A 22073-nucleotide genomic window follows, 5' to 3' on the forward strand; every position below is an offset into this window, starting at 1 on the left:
ATCTAACCCTTCTTTTCATGAAGTAGGCGCATCGATGTATGATTCGATGTCCTCTTCTTCCGAGAAGAAGGGTTTTCTGATATTTTGCCGTTGTGTCAATCTTATATGAAATCGGTGAAAGTGTTTACATATGCGGTAGAGCAAGCATTCCAACAATCTACTGCCAAACTGGATTTTTTTCATTTTTCTGGATGATAGGGCTTGCATTACAAGCAGGGTACAGATAACATAGAGGAAGATATTAGGGTATGCGTTTAGCTGTTCAACTATGGTGAGGAGGTCTGTCTATCCATGCTGTTTGCAGAAGCTGCCGCGGCGAGTACTTCAAATTTTAATGCGTTTGATATTTTTGTCATCTTATTTACGATCCTGATTTTCATCGGAGTGGTTCGTCTGCTTCGCGCACCGAAGAAGAATTTGTTTGCTATCGGATTTGCAGTGGTCAGTCTGCTTGTATTCCTTTTGACGGACTATGCCATGATTACCGGTTGGTTTGGTTCGTAGACAACGTTGAACTTATTTGAAAACAGCAAGTAGAAGAACAGACAAACACTTTCCATGGAATTTAGGAGGGTGTTTTTTTGTGTTTTGCAGAGTGGTGTGGATAATACGGCCTTCTCTATAGAAATTAGGTCTTAAAGCGATTGTACAGGAATAATTTGTATGTTAAATTTGAGGATACCGGTATTGCAGATAATAGAGAAAGAGATTCAGTGTTGGATCCTATGGTTTCGGTTGCATAACGGAGGATATATAGAGAGGGTTAGGTGAGAGAATGAGAGTGTTGGGGAAAAAGGGTGTAGCCATACTGATGGCTGCTGTGCTCTCGATCAGTGTTGCAGCAACGGCTGGAGCAGCGGAGTCTTCATCAAGTATGCAAGCCAAAGTGGTAGATGGACAAGTATATGTTAATTCAAAGGATTTAGTCAAAGCGCTCGGAGGAACTGGGCAATATGACGCCAAATCTGGAACGTTTCAGTATAAGGGCAATGAAGCAGTCCCGAAAGTAATTGAAAAAGTATCTCCGTCTGTTGTAGGCATCATCGGCAAATCTACTGAATCACAGGATGGCGTCACATCGGACCGTTATAACCTGGCTCATGGCACTGGCGTGATCATCCGCTCTAACGGCTGGATTGTGACGAACGCCCATGTAGTTGATGGATTAATCGATCCGTTGGTCGTGACGACCGATGGCAATACATATAAAATCACCAAAACATACAGTGACCCGTTAAGCGATATCGCTCTAATCAAAATTAATGCTAAATCTCTTAAACCGGCGACCTTTGCCAAAGCTTCACAAACAACCGTTGGAGAAACCGTCATTGCCATCGGCACACCGATCTCCTTCTCTTTGCGTAACTCGGCGACAGTAGGCGTAATCAGTGGGCTTAATCGGGGAGTGGAGGCCACCTATCGGTTGATTCAAACAGATACGGCCATTAATCCGGGCAACAGCGGCGGACCGCTGGTCAACCTCAAAGGTGAAGTTGTTGGTATTAACTCTATGAAATTTTCAGCGGTGGGTATCGAGAGCATGGGATTTTCAATTCCAGTAGATACCGTTCAATATATTATTAATCAGTTCTTTGAATACGGAAAAATCAAGCGTGCAAGCCTTGGACTGCAACTGGAAGAGAGCTGGTCAGCGATTGTGGGCCTGCCTACAGATGATCCTTTGACGATTACGGGTGTGCTGTCAGCTCAAGCGAAGAAAGCCAAAATCAAAGAGGGAGATGTGTTATACAGTGTGGCAGGCACACGTGTGTCCTCTGTGGTGGATATCAATGAGCTGCTCAAAACGTATGTGCCAGGACAGAAGGTCAAACTGTTAATGCAAACGGACGGCGATATTGTCACTCGTACGGTGGTCCTTGCTGATCGAGCGGATATCCAAGACGATGAGATGAGCAGTTCACTGTAGATGAAGATCAATAAAGCCCGGCGAGCAATCCGGATCCAGAGAGGACGAATGAACGGAATGAAAAAATCATTTTTACGTGTGCTGAGCACAGGAATGTTAGCCGGGATGCTGAGCATTGGAGCGGCATTGCCTGCGTGGGCATCCGATCTTATAACAAGTGAGCTGCGGATCACAGCGGGTAGTACGAGCGCCTATATCAACGGCAGCAAGCAGGCAATCGCCAAACCATATAAGTTCAAAGGGGTTACGATGGTTCCTGTCGGTGTATTCAAGAAAGCTTTTGGCAGCGAGATCCGACTGGAGAAGAATGATGTGGTCAAGGTTAAGGAAGGCCCGCATACTGTCACCTTAACCATTGGCAGTTCGATTGCCTGGGTGGATGGAGTCAAAAAAGAGATGGGGGCTGCCCCAAAAATGGTAAATGGCGTGCTCATGGTGCCACTCCGACCGGTAGCCGCAGGGATTGGCGCTACACTTGCCCCAAGTAGCTCTGGAGAAATGGTCATTCGATTATTGCAAACGGATGAATCGACGGATGAAGACGAGGGCGGCCTTAATCTGGATGAAGGCAAAACGAGAATTGGTAACAGTTATTACGACTGGTCCATTAATTACCCATCCGACCTCATGATTTTGCAAACCGGTGAGCAGGAGCGCATGATGACATTTGGCGCGGAGGACAGCAGTTATTATCTTGAAGTGTACGTGAGTGACCAGGATGTGAATCTGGATTCGGATGATTTGTTACAGCAGCTTGTTCAGGAAGCGAAAGAGAGCGGAGACACGGTGCTCGATCGGGAATCAATTGACAAAGGAAAAAACCCTTTTGCCCGGATTGTGGTTAAAGATGCGGACGGGGTGTTATGGGAAATGCGCCAATATATTCATGATGGTCGCCAATATGACGTATACCTTGCCGATTATGAAGCACTGAATTACAAGGATCTGGGCAAACGTGCAGCGCTGCTTAATTCATTCCAGCCTACTTATGCACAGTCCGATCGTACAATTAAGGATCTTTCAACCGTGGATGAGGGTATGCGCTCTACCTGGAATGACGATTATGGCATTGAACTGAAGATTCCAGCAGGTTGGTCCATGGACAACACACAGATGATATACGAAGCCAAAGATGGTGCATATCTGCAGCTGCGTGTTACATCTGCACCGAAAGGTGCGACGGTCAAAGAGTGGAGCGGTCAACTGGACAAATGGATGCGTGAGACGTTCACGCGGGAAAGTTATGAACCGATAGGTTCGTATACGATGGATGTATCAGGCGAGACTGCTGAGGTGAATGAGTTCCGTTATAACTTTGGCGATGGATGGCAGACGGAGTTTGATGTTCTTTTGCAAAAAAACGGCTATCGCTATTATGCAGAGTATACGTTCCCTGAGGAGCAAACGAAGGATCGTGAATGGTTTAAGAGTATCATGAAGAGTGTCGAGATTGATTTTGATACCGTATCCGATAATTTCGGACAGCTGGATGAAGACCCGTATTTGACGGATAAAACAAAAGCTGTGACACGAACGTCCAAACGTTATCATTACAGTGTAGATATTCCGCGTTACTGGACGCCGTACAATGATCGGTTTGAGTATTCTCCTGTCGTGTATACCTTCACAGGTGGCCAATTCTCCATTGCCGCAAGTGAGGACAAATCCATTGAAATGACCGTCAGCCAACTTAGAGAGGCCTATGCGGAAGCAACCAAAACGCGTAAAAACTTCAAGTTGCTTAGCAGTGAGGAGTTGACGTTTGCGGGTGTGCCTGCGTTTTCCTTTATCTATCATGAAGTGGACAATGGTGTGCCGTATACCGGACGTCAGATCGTATTTGAACAGAATGGAACGACGTATACCATTACGAGCGGGCTGAATGACGCCAACAAGACAGAAGTCCAGGCAGCGGCGCTGGAAAAAGCCGTGAACTCATTTACTTTTATCAAATAATGCGAAATACTGAAATAAAATAGATGTGTGTTGCCGGAGGGTCAAGAGACCTTCCGGTTTTTCATATTGAGATGGAAATGAAAATGATAAACGGTTTTTTCAGGAAAGCGTAGAAGAGTCGTTGCAGAAGTGGTACACTATACTAGTTCAGGAGTTATGACTGCTGTTCTGAAAAATAAGAATGACTGTAGGCTTGGGAATCAGGCAATACAGACATAATGTATAGATATAGCGATATAGTGATAATGCAGGCGTATGGAATTAAGTACAGGATTTAGCGTACAGGGTACAGGGATGAAATCCGGCTATGCCGGTTATGGGGAGGATACACATGAAAACAGCAACAATACGAAGAGAAGACGTTGAGCTTCTGGCACCCGCAGGTGACTGGGATTGTATGCGTTCGGCGGTAGCCAACGGCGCGGATGCGATTTTCTTCGGAGTCGAAAAATTTAATGCACGGGCACGGGCGAACAATTTCCGTATGGACGAGCTGCCAGAGATTATGGCGTTTTTGCACAGTTATGGCGTAAAAGGTTTTTTGACCTTTAATATATTGATTTTTGAAAATGAATTGACGGATGCCAAAGAACTGATTGATGCTTGTGTCGATGCAGGTGTGGATGCCGTAATTGTACAGGATTTGGGTCTGGTCAAAATGATTCGCGAGATCTCGCCGGATTTCCCGATTCACGGTTCCACCCAAATGACGATTACGTCACCGGAAGCGGTGGAGTTTACGAAGCCGTTTGATATGGAACGTGTCGTGCTTGGACGGGAGAACAACCTGAAGCAGATCCAGAAGATCGGAGAACAGGCGAAGTTGCCGATGGAAGTATTTGTTCACGGTGCGTTGTGTGTATCTTATTCTGGGCAATGTTTGACATCTGAAATGTGGGGTGGACGCTCCGCCAACCGTGGGGAATGTGCACAGGCTTGTCGTCTGCCGTACGACCTGATGGTGGATGGCGAGCATAAACCAATGGGCGATGTGGCGTATCTGCTGTCTCCGAAGGATCTGGCTGCGATTGACTTGATGCCGGAACTGATCGAAGCAGGCGTAACTTCCTTCAAAATCGAAGGACGTCTCAAAACGCCGGAATACGTGGCCAACGTGGTTAGTAAATACCGCAAAGCGATTGACCGTTACTTTGATGGAGATAATACTCCTCCAAGTAAGGAAGAAGTTCGTGAATTGCAGCAGAGCTTCTCTCGTGGATTCACACACGGCTTCCTGGATGGAACGAATAATAAACAGCTGGTTGACGGTACATTCCCGAAAAGCCGTGGCGTCTATCTGGGTCGTGTAGACCAAGTATTGCGTGATGGTGTCGTCCTGAAGCTGGATGCACCAGTGAAACGTGGAGACGGAATCGTATTTGATGCCGGAGATCCGACGAAGAAGGAAGAGGGCGGACGTGTCTACGATGTACGTCGCAAAGGCGTGAAGCTTGAAGGCGAAGCCGAGGAAGGCTGGATCGTGGACGTTGTACCAGGCCGTAGTGACGTGGACCTGCGCCGCGTGAAAGTTGGCGACAAAGTATGGAAAACGAATGATCCGGCGCTGGACAAACGTCTGCGTCAGAGCTTTGAAACCGAGAAGCCTTATCGCATCTTCCCGGTAAACGTAAAAGTTATCGGCAGCCCAGGCCAGCCGCTTAGCACATGGTGGACGGACGTGCAGAAGGGCACGACAGTCCGTGTGAATTCCGAGATGGAACTGGATATTGCCCAGAAGCGTCCAATGACGCACGAACTGCTCGAAGAGCAATTCGGACGTCTGGGCGGCACTGTGTTCCAGCTGGAAGAATTGGACGTCAACCTGCACGGTGACGTCATCATCCCGATGCGTGAGTTGAATAACATTCGCCGTCAGGCGGTGGAACAACTCGCGGGCGAGCGCCCTAAACCGCCCGTTTACGTGAAACGGGCGGTGGAAGTCTACGGCGATGCGGTTAAACCAGCAGCGCCAGTTGCCCGCGGTCATGCGGAGCTGACCGCGCTTTGCCGCAGCCTGCCACAAGTGGAGGCAGCGCTAGAAGCGGGTGTCGGCATGATCTACGCCGACTTCGAGTTTATCAAGCAGTTCCCGGCAGCGGTGGAAGCTGTTCGTGCCGCAGGCCGCAAGATTGCGTTGGCAACACCACGCATTCATATGCCTGGCGAGAACGGGTATCACAACAACATCCTGCGTTTACAGCCGGATGCTGTGCTCGTACGTAATACGGGTGCATTGTACTTCTACTTGCGCCACCGGATGGAGAACCCGGATGCGAAGCACCCGGAATTGATCGGTGACTTCTCACTCAACATTGCCAATCACAAAGCAGTGGAACTATTCCTGGAAGCAGGTTGTGACTGGATTACACCTTCTTATGACCTGAACATTCAGCAAATGGTTGATTTGCTGGGACACTCCCGTACAAGTCAGACGGAAGTTGTTATTCATCAGCATTTGCCGATGTTCCATACTGAGCACTGTGTGTACTGTACGTTTATGAGTGAAGGAACCGACTTTACGAACTGTGGACGTCCATGTGAAGATCACCGGGCTTCCTTGCAAGATCGGATCGGTATGTCTCACCCAGTACGTGTGGACGAAGGCTGCCGTAATACCGTGTATAATGCGGTGGAACAATCCGGTGCAGAATACCTGACCAACTTCATGGATCTGGGTGTATCCCGCTACCGTGTTGAATTCCTGGAAGAATCCCCTGAGCAGGTGCGCGAGGTTATTGATCTGTACAATCGTGCTCTGCGTGGCGAGATCAGTGGTACACAAGTTTGGAAAACACTGAAAGCAACAAACCAGCTTGGCGTAACGCGTGGTCAACTGGTGAAATAATAGGATCGTAGGCTGCAACTATTAGGACGGCAAGCATAATAGCAAGTAACAGGTTACAAGCATGAAGCAACCCCAAACTCTGCTTTACGGAGCTCTTGGGGTTTTTTCTGTAAAAGGGACAGGTGGATTGAGAGATATCATACCCGTCAGAACGCATAAGGAGGCGAAATACGTGGCGCCATTCACCATGATGGATATCAAATTGCTGTGCGGGGTCACGGCATTTAAACGAGGGGAAGCCTATAACCAGTCCGGCAGGGTGAGCAATCTGATTGTCAGTGACGATCAGCATCATTATGAAGCCATGGTGCGTGGCACGGAACGATATCAGGTGAAGGTGGATTTGGACGAAAAAGGGGAAGTTGAGGCAAATTGCACTTGTCCAGGTGATGGCCGGTATTATGACTATTGCAAACATGTCGCTGCAGTATTGCTGGCGATTCATGAATGGGGTGAACTGCAGGAGCTTAACGCTGCGGGTACCAGTAGTTCGCAGGAGTCATCCAAACCTTCCTCAGGGAATCCTTCTCGCTCTGGTGTAGGCCCTGCTTCCAGAGTAGGTACGCTGGTGGAAGAGAAGGAGTGGGAGCGTCCCAACTCTTCTTCAACCTTAGACTCGGCTAGGAATGACAATCCGGAACGACACGAAGGTTCAAGTTCAAAACGATATACGGAGTCCAGTACGAGTACAACATCACTTTCTTTTGCACAAAAGAATGGATCCTCTGCTTTCGGACTTAATTCCGCTGCTGAAGCGGATCATCAACCGGTTGTCCATTTTGCCCAGGCAGGTCGCCCGAGTTCCGCTCCAGGCTGGGGACGTTCAGCAGACAAGCCTTCGTATCGCACAGCTGACCAGATTCTGTCCATCTTTGCCAAGGAACGCAGTCCCTTACATGCGGGTGAACGTAAATATACGGCACCTGTCACCCGCTCATCGCTGCGAGAAGAGCTTCAGGTTCAGTTTATATGCAAGCTCGTTCAGGTTCACAAAGGGGGAGCCAAGCTCGCGCTGGAGCTTAAGGTCGGAAGTAAACGACTATACGTGGTGCAAAAGGTGAAGCAATTCCTGAACTGCGTTGAGAAGGGCGAGCCGATGTCGTTTACCAAACTGTTTTTCTATGATCCTTCCATGCATTATTTCAGCCCTCAGGATCAGGAGATTCTGTCCATGTTGATTCGTATGAGGCAGAGCGAGGAAGCGTATCGAGAATCCATCTCCGGTTATCTGGGGGCTTCGGATGGGCGGGATATATTGATTGCGCCGCTGGTGTGGAAACCGCTGCTGGAATTGCTGCTTCAGGCCGACAGCCGGATGGAAGGTACGGGACTCGCGAACGGACCGCTCACGTTGGGTGAAGGGGCACTGCCTCTGTTTTACCGGATTGCCCAGGGAGACAATGAGGGGTATCAGCTCGAGATCTCGGGTTTGCGCGAGTTGATTCTTCTTCCGGCCTATGATGCTGCTGTGGTCGAAGGACAACTTCACATGCTGGAGCCGATGCAGATGCGCAGTCTGGAAGACTTGAGCAGGGCGCTCACTTCGTATGGGATTAAGGAAAGTATCGATATTTCCTCCCAGCAAGTCGATGAGTTCGTGCAGCATGTGGTGCCGGAACTCCGTACGCTAGGACATCTGTCGATCGACTCCCAGGTGCGTGAACGAATTGCTGAGCCGGAGCTTGCGCCGAAGCTCTATATTGATTTTTACCGGGAACGGATCACTGCGCGTCTGGAGTTTGATTATGGTGTAATGGTGATTAACCCGCTGGCGGAGTATCTGATCGACGAAGAAGAGAAAAAGGTTATTCTGGTGCGTGACCGTCATGCCGAGCGGAATCTGATTGAGCGACTGGATCGTTCCTTCCTGGAACGGGAAGGCAGCGTGTGGGCAAGTGAACGTGAAGATGCCATCTATGATTTAATGTATCATTTGGTGCCTGAATTGGAGAAACAGGTGGACATCTATGTCCCGAATGCAGTAAAGGCCATGATGCAATCCTACCCAACCCCTCCCAAAGTCCGGGCAGATCTCGGGAAAGGACTGGACTGGCTGGAAATTTCGTTTGAAATGGAAGGCGTGAACGAGCAGGAACTTCAGGAAATCATGCGCAGCATTGTGGAAAAGAAACCGTATTTCCGCTTGCGCAGTGGTGTCTTTCTATCGCTTGAAAATGAAGGAGCTGACAGCTTCGCCCACATGGCGGATTCGCTGGGACTGGGAGCGGGCGATATCAAAGGCAGCCACATTCGGCTGCCAGCCGTTCGAGCGTTACAGCTGCCGGGCCGGGATGAGGTTTCCGGACATGTGAAGTGGGGAGGTTCCCTGAAGCGTTTCCTGGATGATCTTCGTGATCCTGAGCGGATGGATTTTGCGCTGCCGAATGCGCTGGCTCCCGTGTTGAGAGATTATCAGGCCAGTGGATATCAGTGGCTGCGCACACTTGCCTTTTATCGTTTTGGCGGGATCCTGGCAGATGACATGGGACTTGGCAAAACGTTGCAAAGCATCGCCTATATCACGGCTGAACTAAGAGAGAACCCGATTTTAGACGGAGATGTTGGAAGACCAGATCGTTACGGGAAAAACGGGATACTGCGAGAGGGTGCTTCAGAGCCTGCTTATTCAGGGATTGATCCTGTAACCGGATTGCCATGGGATGAGGCGTCTCTGGTGGGGCTAGGGGGTAATTCCCATGCATCGGGAATATCGCAGGATAGCTTAACCATTCGAAGCCAAGCAACCCATCCTCCAGTGCTTGTCGTAGCACCTGCTTCGTTGACCTACAACTGGGCGAATGAATTTGCGCGATTTGCCCCGCATTTACGCGTCCTGATCGCTGCAGGACAAAAGGAAGAGCGCGCCAACATGCTCGCGGACATGAATCAGGCGGATGTCATCGTAACGTCTTATCCATTGCTGCGTCGAGATCTGGACATGTATCTGGTTAGAACATTCCATACGCTAATTCTGGACGAGGCTCAGGCGATCAAAAATTCTTCCTCTCAGACGGCTCAGGCCGTCAAGCAGATTCAGGCCCCGCGGCGCTTTGCGCTCACAGGGACGCCTGTAGAGAACTCACTGGATGAGCTGTGGTCCATCTTCGAAGCGATATTTCCCGGTCTGTTTCCAAGCTATCGCAGATTCCGGGACCTGCCGCCTGAGCGCATTGCCCGGATGGTTCGTCCGTTCATTCTCCGCCGCCTGAAGAAGGACGTGCTGGAGGAATTGCCGGATCGCATTGAGACGGTACAGCGCTCTGAGCTAACAGTTGAGCAGAAGAAGCTGTATGCTGCCTACCTCTCCCAGCTTCAGGATGAGACATCCAAGGATATGGAAGAGAACGGTTTTCAGAAGAATCGGATCAAAATACTCGCAGGCATCACCCGTTTACGCCAGCTGTGCTGTCACCCGGCTCTGTTTGTTGAGGGCTATCAAGGAGATTCCGGGAAGATGGAGCAGCTGCTCGAAACGGTTCAGGATTGTCTGGCAGCAGGCAAACGAATCCTGATCTTCTCCCAGTTTGCAAGCATGCTGAATCTGATTCGGCAGACATTGGCTGCGCAGGGCAGGAATCTATTTTATCTGGATGGGCAGACACCGACTCAGAGTCGCGTCGACATGTGCCGCAGATTCAACGAGGGGGAAGGGGAGCTGTTCCTGATCTCGATGAAAGCTGGTGGTACCGGGCTGAACTTAACGGGTGCAGATACCGTAATATTATATGATCTGTGGTGGAACCCCGCGGTCGAAGAACAAGCCATTGGCCGCGCCCATCGGATGGGGCAAAAGCAAGTCGTTCAGGTTATCCGACTGATTACGGAAGGAACAATAGAAGAGAAGATTCTGGAACTGCAGCAGCGCAAGAAGGATTTGATCGCTGAAGTGATTGAGCCGGGAGATGGGGGATCAACGACCTTATCTGAGCAGGATATTCGGGAGCTGTTGATGGTATAAGTAAGCTGTTGTGGTGGCATAGGGTGGTACAGATTGTTAACTTGTATCACCCTATCATTTTATTAAGAAAGAAGATTGATATGGACGAGAAGTGTAACCTGTTTAGTATAGTATGAATAGAATACTAGTAAAATCATCTTGAATATACAAAACATGCATTTATATATCTGATATATTATAATTAACTATTTTAGACTACATAGCCTGATGATTAATGTATTTTTGCAATTTTGCACTTTCGAGAAAAGAAAGAATAGATATACATATCATCTACTCTATAAAGAGGGAGAGTTAAATCATGAGAATTCGTAAAGCTATAATTCCGGCTGCTGGTCTGGGAACCCGTTTTCTGCCAGCAACCAAAGCTATGCCCAAGGAAATGCTGCCTATTGTTGACAAGCCAACGATTCAGTACATTATCGAAGAGGCTGTGGCCTCAGGTATTGAGGATATAATTATCGTGACAGGTAAAGGCAAGAGGGCGATTGAAGACCATTTTGACTACTCTTTTGAACTGGAGCAAAATCTGGTTGATAAACAGAAATGGGATCTATTAAATGAGGTGCGTAAATCTTCTGAAATGGCAGATATCCACTATATTCGACAAAAGGAACCTAAAGGACTGGGACATGCGATTTGGTGTGCCCGCAAGTTTATTGGAGACGAACCCTTCGCTGTGCTGCTTGGAGATGATATCGTTGAGTCAGATAAGCCTTGTCTTCAGCAGATGATGGAAGTGTATGATGAATACCAGTCTCCAATCGTGGGTGTTCAGCCAGTCGATTGGAAAGAAGTATCCCGTTACGGTATTGTTGATGGCGAGCAAATCATGAAAACCAACGACCGAGTATTCCGCTCTAAACGTTTAGTTGAAAAGCCAAAGCCTGAAGATGCTCCTTCAAATCTTGCTATTATGGGACGATATATTCTTACACCGGATATCTTTGAGATTCTTGGACAACAGTCCGCAGGTGTTGGTGGCGAAATCCAGTTGACCGATGCGTTATCTCGTTTGAATGAGCAGAGAAGAATATTGGCCTATCATTTTGAAGGCCTTCGTCATGATGTGGGAGAGAAGTTGGGTTTTATAGAGACAACGATTCATTATGCACTTCAGCATGATGATCTGCGGGAAGATTTGTTGAATTATTTGAAGAAGATTGTGGCATCAAATTAGTATTTACTTTTAATTTTATATACAAAAAAGGTTTACCCTCAAGGGTAAACCTTTTTGCTTTGATCTAACTTGGGACAAGTTAGAAGGTCAGTTCAGCAATCTGTTTAATCTCGTCAGCTTCATTAGGTGCTACAGCAATCAATTTATCATACACCGCTTGATCCTGTTGTCCGTCCTTCGTCAGAGCTGCGAGGTACCAACGGGCAATTTCACGGTTGGTCGCATCGGACAGATCCTCAGCAATTCCACCCTTAAGAACCGTTGCAGCTCCGGCGGAATCATTTAGCATGTATTTCATCTTCCCTGCATTTAGAATCATTGTTGAAGTTAGCTCGAATGGCTTTCCTTGAAGTTGCCCTTCAGGAAGAGTTTTTAGGTGCTCTACTCCATCAACAACATGCTGGTAAGCATCCAGACCTGATGTGAAGTAGGATTCTTTTTTGGCTGTATCGCCTTGTCCGAGTGCTTGATATCCTAGATCGAACGAACGGCTAATTAGCGCCTCGTACCATTCCATATCCCAGATATAGTTGTTGGCATATTCTTTTTGGAGAGCATACGCTTGGTCACTATCACCTTTAAGCTCATAAAGTTGGATTAGCTGTTTAACCATACTTTTGTTGTAGGGTTCTGCTTGTAGTCCTTTTTGCAAAAGATCTACACCAGCCATATAGAACTGGTCATCCTGCGTCTGCTCGAAACCCTGCTGATACAGAGCAGATAGCGTCAAGAGAGAGTCAGAGTGTGTACTACGTATGGCCAAGTCTTTGTCCAATACAGTCTTAATCTCTTCAAAAGATTGGCTAGTTTGTGCTACTTCTTTAGCTGTATTCGCATATTGATTTGCTTGCAAGAAGCGGACGGATACGATCAATAGTACAATGATTGAAACTCCGGCGATTGCAGTATAGATCCCTCGTGCAGCCGATGGGCTCACCTTCAAACGTTTAACAGGCCGTGGTTCGATTACCGCTGCCATACCTCCAAACCCGATAAACACCAGCATACCGATGAAAACATAGCTCATATTGAAATCGAGTAGACTCAGTACCAGAATAGTCATAGATAAAATAAAAAAAACAAAATGAGACTCTCTTTCGCTTTCATCTCTTCGCAAGTAGCTGCGAACGAATTGATAGAAGATATACAGAATAAATGCCATGAAAATGATAAATCCGATGAGTCCGACTTCTACCAGATACTGCATGAAGAAGTTATGTGCCTGGGCACTGACGTATGGATTGTTTTGATACTTTTCGTACAGTGCAGTCCAAGCGCCACCGCCAGCACCAATCAAAGGATAATCCGCGATAACCTTGGCGGCATCTTTGTAGAAGGTGAGTCGTTCCAGGACACTATGCTGCTGGAAGTTGATGTTTTCCAGACGCGTACTGATGCTGTCCGGCAAAATGTTGCGAACGCTGGTACCCAACAACAGCACTGCTGCGATAATGGCGAGCAGCACTGAGCCAAGCGGGATCCAGAGGCTTGCGCCTTTACGTTTACCCCAAGCTTGGAACTTGGCTTCAAGCTTTGGAGCGATCCAACGTTGGATCAACCAGTTGATAATCGCTACAACGATGGATGCGGTAATCAGATAAATCCAACCTTTGGCTGCAAGTCCTGCAGAAAACTTTTGCTGTAATTCGAGTCCAGCGGTATTGACTGGATTCAGGACAGCAAGCGTACCTATTCCTGGAATAGTGAGATAAATGAACCATAAAATCTGTTTTGCTGGTTTAAGTAACAACAGGATGATTACAAAAACGACTGGCATCATCACAAGACCAGTCCGCGACAATGTAAGCAACAGGGACAGCAAGATGGGAACAAGCATGAACCCATGAAACATCTGTATATAAACCTTTTTGGTGCGGATTAGGCTAAAGATGCTAATGAATAGAAATGCCATAAGGAACGCTGCGTATGTATTCGGGTACTGAAACACGGAAGCAAGCCGTGGTCCGTTGGCATCGTTCCAGATCGCTTGATTGTATACCCCATTGACTACTCCTGAAGAGAACCAGCCAACCAGCTTGCCCGCAAAACTGAAGGCTCCCAGCCAGTTCAACAATCCAAAACCTACAATTACATATGCAATTCCTATTAACGAAGATTGTATGATATGATTAATTTGTTTGTTCTGGAGTAGTGACATCGTCATGACGAAGAGCATGGCATAAATGCACTGGATTAGAATCATGTTGACTGCCAAGTAATGCGATGCTGCACTAATAAGTGACAGTATGTAGGTAAGTGGCAGCAAGAGGACGGCTAATTTTAGCCAATCTCTTTGGGAGTCTAGTGTGATATTTTTGTAGTAGACTACAGCCCATATGATGAACAGGAGGGTTGTAATTGCAAGCGCCCAGTAAATGGGGCCTTCGAATTGAAGTAACTGTCCGTTAAATAACGCAACTTGGAACGAGGACCAGAGTGAAAATAAGATGACTCCTATGGTAAGAGACCATAGCAGCGGCGAAGTTGAGCTAGCACTTGCCTTGTTCAGTGTCTTTTTTTGTTTACCGTATATTGGATTCGACAAAGCATGATTCTCCTTTTCTAGTATTTGCAAATGCGTTGATAGAAGTAGAATCTTTACTAACGTTTTGTATCTTTTTTTTTGGTCTTCTAACACCATTAAAGCAGGTTTTTAAGTATCATACTTTTAAAAACATTAAGGAAATAGTGTTGATTTTTGCGGGAAGTGCCTGGGAATTGTAAGGTGGACTTTTTCGAGCATTAAGATTATTTTGATTGGTATTTATCGCATATTTCAACGGCAGGTCCAATTTCTTTGACTTTCCCCTGATCTAGCCATAATACTCGATTACACATGCTCTTCATTTGCTCTATAGAATGGGATACAAATAACACGGTAGTCCCTGAGGACATGAGAGACTTCATTTTAGCCTCGGACTTCTCCTTGAATTTGTAATCCCCAACAGATAGTACTTCGTCTACTATTAAAATTTCTGGCTTAACAAGAGTGGCAATTGAGAACCCTAATCTGGCTCTCATACCGGAAGAGTAGTTTTTAAGTGGTGTATGAATAAACTTTTCCAGTTCCGAAAATTCAATAATTTCATCTGCTTTTTCCTTGATAAATTTCTTGGAATATCCCAAGAGCATACCGTTCAAATATATGTTTTCAAACCCGGTAAGCTCTGCATTGAATCCTCCGCCAAGTTCTATCAGAGGAACCAACGAACCCAATCTTTCTACAGCCCCCGATGTTGGTTTAATAATACCCGAAACAATTTTTAGTAATGTACTTTTCCCAGCTCCATTCAAGCCGACTACACCAAATACTTCTCCTTTTTGAATCTCGAAACTGACATCTTCCAGAGCAGAGAATTCTTCATACGTGATATTACGAGTCATGGCATTGATGAAAACCTGTTTTAATGAGTTAACTTTCCCGCTCATTAATTTATATTTCATGGAGACATGATCCACTCTTACTGCTACGTCTTTCATTCTTTCATCTCCAATCCCACTACAGGTAAAAAATAAACTTGTCCTGCTTTTTGTAGAAAGTGACCAATCCTATAACAATTAACACCCCTGCATATCCAATACAAAAAAGATGAGTACCAAGTGCTGAAGTAGTATTATAAATAAGAGATTCTCTGACCATTTCGACGATCAAAAAAATCGGATTCAGTTGTATGAACGGCATAATTTTGACTGGGATGATATCTACCGGGTAAAAAATTGCCGATGCATACATAACAATTACAAGTGCCAAAGAGTATATATGCTGTAGATCCCGGAAGAAGACATAGATTGTTGACAGGATCAAACCTATTCCAATGCAAAATAGAAATAGATAGAACAATGGAAAAACAATCATTAGGTTGACCCAAGTAAAATGTAAACCGCTAAAAAGCATGACGGGGATAATTGAAATCATAGATAATAAGGAATTTGCAAATGATGAACAAACTTTGGACAGTGGAAAGAAGTACTTCGGCACATATACTTTCTTTATTAATGAAGCATTTGTAAAAATGGACTGCATCGCAAAGTTCGTCGTTTCTGAAAAACATACGTAAATTAGGCGACCGGTCAGGACATAGATGGCGAAATGTTCGATTGTTGTCGAAAATAGCTGGGAGAAGATAACTGTTAAAACAATCATGAACATAAGTGGATTCAAGATGCTCCATAACAAACCAAGAAAGGAGTTTCTGTACTTAAGCTTAATATCTTTCCTAACCAATTCAAACAATAAGTCCTTATATTTGTACAGATTCAAAAAATATGTATGCATTTCATAATCTCCTTTTATACTTGAGGGCAATACGTCACAAGTATGTTAACATACTTGAATCAGCTTCTACAATCTGTGAGGTACTTGAAGGGACTTGTCATACCAGAAATGAGGAGAAAAATTGTCATTATTCGTGCTATAATGCACTATTATGTAGAAAAATAAATTCAAAAACTTGCTATTTATATAATCAATATGATTTCTCGGAGAATAATAAGGAGATGTTACTTTGAAATTATGTGTAATCGGTCTTGGCTATATAGGATTGCCAACAGCTATTATGTTTGCCAAACATGGCGTTGAAGTCCATGGTGTTGATATTAATCCCGATGTTGTTACGAAACTCTTGGATGGTCGAATTCATATTGAAGAACCGGGACTTCAGGAAATGCTTGAAGAGGTGATCCAATCCAAACAACTTAGTTTCGGAGTTATGCCGGAGCAGGCAGATGCTTTTATCATTTCTGTTCCTACTCCGATTAATGAGGATAAAACTGCAAACGTCGATTATGTAATTGATGCAACGAATTCCATTGTACCTTTTCTCAAGAAGGGCGATTTAATTATTCTGGAATCGACCGTTCCACCTCGAACAATTGAAGATGTGGTGATACCCATCTTGGAAGAAACCAAGTTTGATATTGGAAAAGAACTATTTGTTTCACATTCACCTGAACGGGTGCTTCCCGGTCAATTACTCGTTGAACTCGTTCAAAATGATAGGATTGTTGGGGGGATTAACCAAGAATCTTCGGAGCGAACGGCAGAGTTGTACAAAAGATTTGTTAATGGGAATATTCATATAACTGATGCAACGACAGCTGAGATGGTCAAGTTGATGGAAAATACTTATCGTGATGTTAATATTGCTTTTGCAAATGAAATGGCGAAAATTGCTGAGCGTGTAGGCTTTAATGTTTGGGAGGCCATTGATCTGGCAAACTGTCATCCGCGAGTTAATATTCATAAACCTGGACCAGGTGTCGGAGGTCACTGTATCGCTGTGGATCCTTGGTTCATTTATGAATCCGCTCCTTCCTTGGCAAATTTGATTCATATATCCAGAACAACAAATGATGAAATGCCTAATTTTGTAGTAAGCCAAATGAAACAATTGTTGCCTACTGAAGGTAAGAACACCAAGAAAGTAGCTGTACTTGGTTTGGCATTTAAAGGGAATATTGATGACATGAGAGAGAGCCCTGCAGTTGAGATTGTTCATCAATTACAGAGCCACTACGACCTGCAAATTTTTGACCCACACGTCAAAGAGTATATTTTAGGGAAAAAGGATACGCTAGCTGATGCGATTGAAGGTGCTGATGCGATACTAATTTTGACCGATCATAATGAGTTTAAACAGATTGACCCCAAAAAACTAACATCGCTGGCACGCGGGGCTCTTGTGTTCGATACTAGACGGGTTGTAAATCACAAAACTTGGACGGAAGCTGGTTTTCTTTACCATGTGTTAGGACAACCATTAATCAGTCCTGCGAATTTGAGGAGTGGATATATTGAAGCCGTTAGATAAGGTTGCCGAAGCATATCATGGTGGAATGGGAGATCAGTTTTCTAGAAAAACACGAGAACGAATTCATTGGATTTGTTCTAAAGTGGCAGGTAAGTCTGTTCTAGATGTCGGTTGTTCACAAGGCATAACGGAGCTTATATTAGCCAGAGAAGGTAAACAAGCAGTAGGTATTGATATTGAAGAAAGCTCAATTTCTTATGCTAATAACTCGCTAGAAAATGAAAGTGAATCCGTTAAACGGAATGCAAGATTTTATACAAGTAGTATTTTTGAATTCGAAAGTGAACAGAAATTTGATACTGTCATTCTTACTGAGGTGATGGAGCATTTCACGTCCACTCAATCGTTATTAGTAAAAATCAAAAATCTACTCGTAGACAATGGTACCATAATCATAACAGTTCCTTTTGGTATTAATGATTATTTTGATCACAAGAAGACATATTATATGCTTAATTTGCTTGAAGAAGTGGAGCCTTATTTTAAGGTCAGAGAAATTAAGTTTTTAGGTAAATGGATAGGGATAGTGGGCTGCTCTTTGTCAGGTGAGGGGGAATCGGGATTAAAACTCCCTAGAGAAGTCGTCAAACAGCTTGAAGCAGCATTCTATTCTGTCGAAAGAACCTTAGTAGACGAACTTAATTCAAAGACAACTCTTATTAATGAATATAATGAGAAGATTAAGGCGGGAAGGGAGCACTTAACTCGTTTACAGAAAGAGAATGATGAATTAAATCATTTTCATCATTTAGCGCAAAATGATCAAGAAAAGAAAAGGGTAAATGATCTAGAACGCAAAATTGGAATATTAGAAGAGGAAAATAAGGAACTGAAAATTATCAAGGAATCAAAAAATAAAGAGTTGTTGGATCGATTGGATAGTGAGGAATCTACTTTAAAAAAATACGAGGAGGCTATCTTTGATTATAGCCATCTAGAGGCGAAGTATGCAAACATCTCTAAAAAGTATGATTTACTTAGTAATGCTAAATTGGGGAGACTTACACTGAATTACTGGAAACGCAAGAAGAGAATTCCTAAGGACTTCTAGTGAATAGCACTTGATGAGTGAGGAGAATTTATTTATGAGTATGGAATACATTGAGCAGAAACTACGTGAGATTCAAATAAGAAGATCTGAACTATTTAAAGAAATGAATATTGTGAATGTGACGAAGCATGGTAATGTGTCCCTTACAAATAATATGTTAACTTTTCAAAGATCTTTTAACGATACAAAAAATATGAAAATCGCTTGTATTATGGATGAATTTACTTTTAACTCTTTTGAGCCTGAATGCAGTTTGTTACAAGTAACTCCTGATAATTGGTTAAGAGAGATCCAGTCCTTCAACCCTGATTTGTTTTTTCTTGAGTCAGCTTGGCGTGGAATTGATGGATTATGGAATAGAAAAGTACCTCATCTAAGTAATGAACTAATTGATTTGTTAAGTTATTGTAAAAAAAATAAAATTCCTGTTGTGTTTTGGAACAAAGAGGATCCTGTACATTTTGATACTTTTTTAGCAACTGCTAAATATGTGGATTATGTCTTTACTACAGATATTGATTGTATTCAGCAGTATAAAACATTACTGAATCATAATCGTGTTTATTTGATGCCCTTCGCAGCTCAATTAAAAGTTCATAACCCAATTGAACTATATGATAGAGAAGATAAGTATGCGTTTGCAGGAGCGTACTATAAACGATATCCAGAACGGATAAAAGATTTAGAAACATTTATTGATACAATAACTGAGAGTAAGAATTTAGACATTTATGATCGTAATTTTTATGAAGATGATCCTAACTACGCATTTCCAACTCAGTATAAGAAGTATATAAAAGGGAATTTGAAACCTTTTGAGATCGATAAAGCATACAAAGGGTATCGCTTCAATATTAATATGAATTCTGTGAAGCAGTCACAAAGTATGTGTGCACGCCGTGTGTTCGAGCTATTGGCATCAAATACGGTTACAGTAAGTAATTATTCTAGGGCTATCCGAAATATGCTTGGTGATTTAGTAATTTGTACGGATGACGGTAAATATCTTGGAGACCAAATTGACAAGTTTACAGATATGGAATATTACAATAAGTACAGGCTGCTGGGGTTAAGGAAAATACTGACTGAACATACTTACACTCATCGATTAGAATACTTGGTTAATGTAGTATATCAGACTAAGTTGGAACTTAGTCGTAAAGGGGTTGCCTTAATTTCTAAGGCAAGCACAGAACAAGAGTTGCAATATGTAATTAATCAATTTAAACAGCAATCTTATGATTTTAAGGAATTAATAGTCATTAGTGATATAAAGGATAGTTCACTCATCACAGAAGGCATTCAAGTTGTAGAGAGTTTGAATGAAGATACTGCTAATTATATTGGAAATAATTTTAATTATATAGCGTACCTGTCATCAAAAGATTATTACGGGAAAAGTTATATTGAGGATATGGTTTTGGCAACAAAATATACAGATTGCTCTGTGATATGTAAGGGTGCATATTTCTCAAATGATGATACTAATGACATTAAGAAAAATAATGAAGGTAAGCAATATAGAATGGTCGGATCTTTTGACGTGAAAAGGGCACTTTTAAGGCTAGATAATTATCCGAACTCAAAAATTATAGATTTTTCTGAATCAATAGAAGAGAGTAGGATCAATGAAGATTGCTTCTCCATTGATGAATATAATTATTGTGAGAATTTCAATGATGATCATTGTTCTGTTGTAGATGACTTAATTATTAATGATCAAGGCATAGCAATGTCGCAAATATATCAAAAGGCTGAGGAAATAAAACCAAGTAAAAAATCTGTAAATGAGATTAGCATTTCCTCTGATGATATCTTTAATCAAATACATGGCTCTAAGCAGATTAATTTGAAGAAAGAGAACGACTTTATTTATGTAGAATCAAAGTTAAAGGATACCCATGAATATATATATTTAAACAAGGAATATGGAACTGACAAATTTAATTCTAATACAAATGTATATCTAGACGTCGATTTTATGTCGAAATTCTCTGTAGATATTGTTATTGTACTTCTTGACAATAATCGTAATAAAATCGAGAGCATGGTAAAACCATGCTGTCGTAAAGTTAGTGTTCAACTTAATAGCAACGTTAAATATATGAAATTTGGATTAAGATTTTCAGGGGAAGGCACATGCAAAATTAAAAAATTGATTGTTGGTGATATTAATCTTGATCGGGGTTATTTTTTGAATAAATCAAAGGTACTCCTATTAGCTGATAATTATCCAGACTATCAGAACTTATACAGGTATGCTTTTATCCATAGCAGACTAACTGAATACAAAAAGAATGGATATAACGTAGATATGTTCAAACTTAATGAGCGAGATCCAGCGGGATATACTGAATTTGGCGGAATTGATGTGACAAGTGGATATTTTGAAAAATTCAATAATGTAGCTAGAAGTGGAAATTATGATACGTTTTTAGTTCATTTTTTAAATGAAACGTTATGGAGTGGCATTCAAAAATTTGCAACATCAAAAAGAACTATTGTATGGATTCATGGCGCTGAAATCCAACCTTGGTGGAGAAGAGAATATAATTATACATCACAGCAACAGTTGGATAGGGCAAAGATAGAATCTGAAGCTAAAGTTCTATTTTGGAAAAAGATTTTTAATGGAGCAATAAATGAGGAATATAATCTTCATTTTGTTTTTGTATCTGATTACTTTGCCGAAGAAGTATTTGAAGATTTGAAGATCAGATTGCCGGAAGATAAATATAGTATTATACACAACTATATAAATAGTGATTTGTTTAATTATAATGAAAAGGGCTACGAACATCGTAAAAAGATACTATCAATTAGACCCTTTGCTAGTAATAAGTATGCTAATGATCTGACTGTTAAAGCTATACAAAGCTTGTCAAAAAAGCCTGTTTTTAAAGAGTTACAGTTCACTTTAATCGGAAAAGGAGAATTATTCCATTCAACTGTAAAGCCGATAAGAAAGTTTAAGAATGTTAGATTAGAAGAACGATTTTTAAGACAAGAAGAGATTGCTGAGTTGCATAAAGAATATGGAATTTTCTTAATACCGACTCGATGGGATTCCCAAGGCGTTTCAAGAGATGAGGCAATGTCCTCTGGCTTGGTTCCGATTACCAATAATGTAGCTGCTACATCAGAGTTCGTAGATGAGACATGTGGTATGTTGGTAGAAGCAGAAGATTATGAAGGGTTGGCCAGTAATATTGAAAAATTGTATAACAACCCCGAATTATTTCTTGATTTATCCCTCAAGGCATCTGAACGAGTTGCACGTCAAAGTGGACTTCAAACCACTATTATCCAGGAGATTGAATTAATCTCTAAGTAGGAGGAAAAGAGGACT

Annotated in this window: 12 protein-coding genes; 9 read left to right on the plus strand and 3 right to left on the minus strand. The window is 43.2% G+C overall.

Annotated elements, in window-relative coordinates; translation table 11 throughout:
- Positions 1-291 precede the first annotated feature (291 nt).
- The 6 genes from MHB84_RS16265 (at position 292) to galU (ending at position 11863) form a co-directional block, all read left to right on the plus strand.
- Complete coding sequence (locus MHB84_RS16265) at positions 292-504, plus strand: hypothetical protein (RefSeq protein WP_076287653.1); 213 nt, start codon at positions 292-294, stop codon at positions 502-504.
- 271 nt (positions 505-775) lie between these two features.
- Positions 776-1927 (plus strand): trypsin-like peptidase domain-containing protein, encoded by a 1152-nt coding sequence (locus MHB84_RS16270; protein WP_083678751.1) that lies wholly within the window; start codon positions 776-778, stop codon positions 1925-1927.
- Positions 1928-1984: 57 nt separating this feature from the next.
- The gene (locus MHB84_RS16275) at positions 1985-3883 is read left to right on the plus strand and encodes a stalk domain-containing protein (RefSeq protein WP_256716720.1); all 1899 of its coding nucleotides are present in this window, start codon (positions 1985-1987) and stop codon (positions 3881-3883) included.
- Between the two features lie 331 nt (positions 3884-4214).
- Positions 4215-6728 carry a U32 family peptidase gene (locus MHB84_RS16280; protein WP_076287654.1) on the plus strand — a complete coding sequence of 838 codons (2514 nt, stop codon included), beginning with the start codon at positions 4215-4217 and terminating at the stop codon, positions 6726-6728.
- Positions 6729-6900: 172 nt separating this feature from the next.
- Entirely contained in the window at positions 6901-10686 is a 3786-nt protein-coding gene (locus tag MHB84_RS16285) for a DEAD/DEAH box helicase (RefSeq protein ID WP_076287655.1), read from the plus strand.
- 298 nt (positions 10687-10984) lie between these two features.
- The gene (galU, locus tag MHB84_RS16290; RefSeq protein WP_076287656.1) at positions 10985-11863 is read left to right on the plus strand and encodes a UTP--glucose-1-phosphate uridylyltransferase GalU; all 879 of its coding nucleotides are present in this window, start codon (positions 10985-10987) and stop codon (positions 11861-11863) included.
- A gap of 79 nt (positions 11864-11942) precedes the next feature.
- On the opposite strand, the gene MHB84_RS16295 is transcribed toward galU, so the two are convergent.
- The 3 genes from MHB84_RS16295 to MHB84_RS16305 form a co-directional block, all read right to left on the minus strand.
- Positions 11943-14408, minus strand: a complete 2466-nt coding sequence (locus MHB84_RS16295) for an O-antigen ligase family protein (RefSeq protein ID WP_076287657.1) — start codon at positions 14406-14408, stop codon at positions 11943-11945.
- A 203-nt stretch (positions 14409-14611) separates the two neighbouring features.
- Positions 14612-15343 carry an ABC transporter ATP-binding protein gene (locus tag MHB84_RS16300; protein ID WP_076287658.1) on the minus strand — a complete coding sequence of 244 codons (732 nt, stop codon included), beginning with the start codon at positions 15341-15343 and terminating at the stop codon, positions 14612-14614.
- Positions 15344-15362: 19 nt separating this feature from the next.
- On the minus strand, positions 15363-16139 hold the full coding sequence (locus tag MHB84_RS16305; protein WP_076287659.1) for an ABC transporter permease: 777 nt from the start codon (positions 16137-16139) through the stop codon (positions 15363-15365).
- A gap of 229 nt (positions 16140-16368) precedes the next feature.
- Here MHB84_RS16305 and MHB84_RS16310 point away from each other — a divergent pair, with 229 nt between their 5' ends.
- The 3 genes from MHB84_RS16310 to MHB84_RS16320 are packed head-to-tail and all read left to right on the plus strand — an operon-like array spanning position 16369 to position 22058.
- Entirely contained in the window at positions 16369-17673 is a 1305-nt protein-coding gene (locus MHB84_RS16310; RefSeq protein ID WP_076287660.1) for a nucleotide sugar dehydrogenase, read from the plus strand.
- Complete coding sequence (locus tag MHB84_RS16315; protein ID WP_076287661.1) at positions 17657-18724, plus strand: class I SAM-dependent methyltransferase; 1068 nt, start codon at positions 17657-17659, stop codon at positions 18722-18724. Before MHB84_RS16310 ends, MHB84_RS16315 begins: the two co-directional genes overlap by 17 nt.
- A gap of 34 nt (positions 18725-18758) precedes the next feature.
- Positions 18759-22058, plus strand: a complete 3300-nt coding sequence (locus tag MHB84_RS16320; RefSeq protein WP_076287662.1) for a glycosyltransferase — start codon at positions 18759-18761, stop codon at positions 22056-22058.
- The last annotated feature ends 15 nt before the right edge of the window (positions 22059-22073 follow it).

Source organism: Paenibacillus sp. FSL F4-0087 (assembly GCF_038020215.1).
Lineage (GTDB): Bacteria > Bacillota > Bacilli > Paenibacillales > Paenibacillaceae > Paenibacillus > Paenibacillus taichungensis.

Coding starts and splice junctions, on each gene's coding strand:
- MHB84_RS16320 (WP_076287662.1), top strand. CDS start 18,759: ATGAGTATGGAATACATTGAGCAGAAACTACGTGAGATTCAAATAAGA.
- MHB84_RS16270 (WP_083678751.1), top strand. CDS start 776: ATGAGAGTGTTGGGGAAAAAGGGTGTAGCCATACTGATGGCTGCTGTG.
- MHB84_RS16305 (WP_076287659.1), bottom strand. CDS start 16,139: ATGCATACATATTTTTTGAATCTGTACAAATATAAGGACTTATTGTTT.
- MHB84_RS16280 (WP_076287654.1), top strand. CDS start 4,215: ATGAAAACAGCAACAATACGAAGAGAAGACGTTGAGCTTCTGGCACCC.
- galU (WP_076287656.1), top strand. CDS start 10,985: ATGAGAATTCGTAAAGCTATAATTCCGGCTGCTGGTCTGGGAACCCGT.
- MHB84_RS16265 (WP_076287653.1), top strand. CDS start 292: ATGCTGTTTGCAGAAGCTGCCGCGGCGAGTACTTCAAATTTTAATGCG.
- MHB84_RS16275 (WP_256716720.1), top strand. CDS start 1,985: ATGAAAAAATCATTTTTACGTGTGCTGAGCACAGGAATGTTAGCCGGG.
- MHB84_RS16300 (WP_076287658.1), bottom strand. CDS start 15,343: ATGAAAGACGTAGCAGTAAGAGTGGATCATGTCTCCATGAAATATAAA.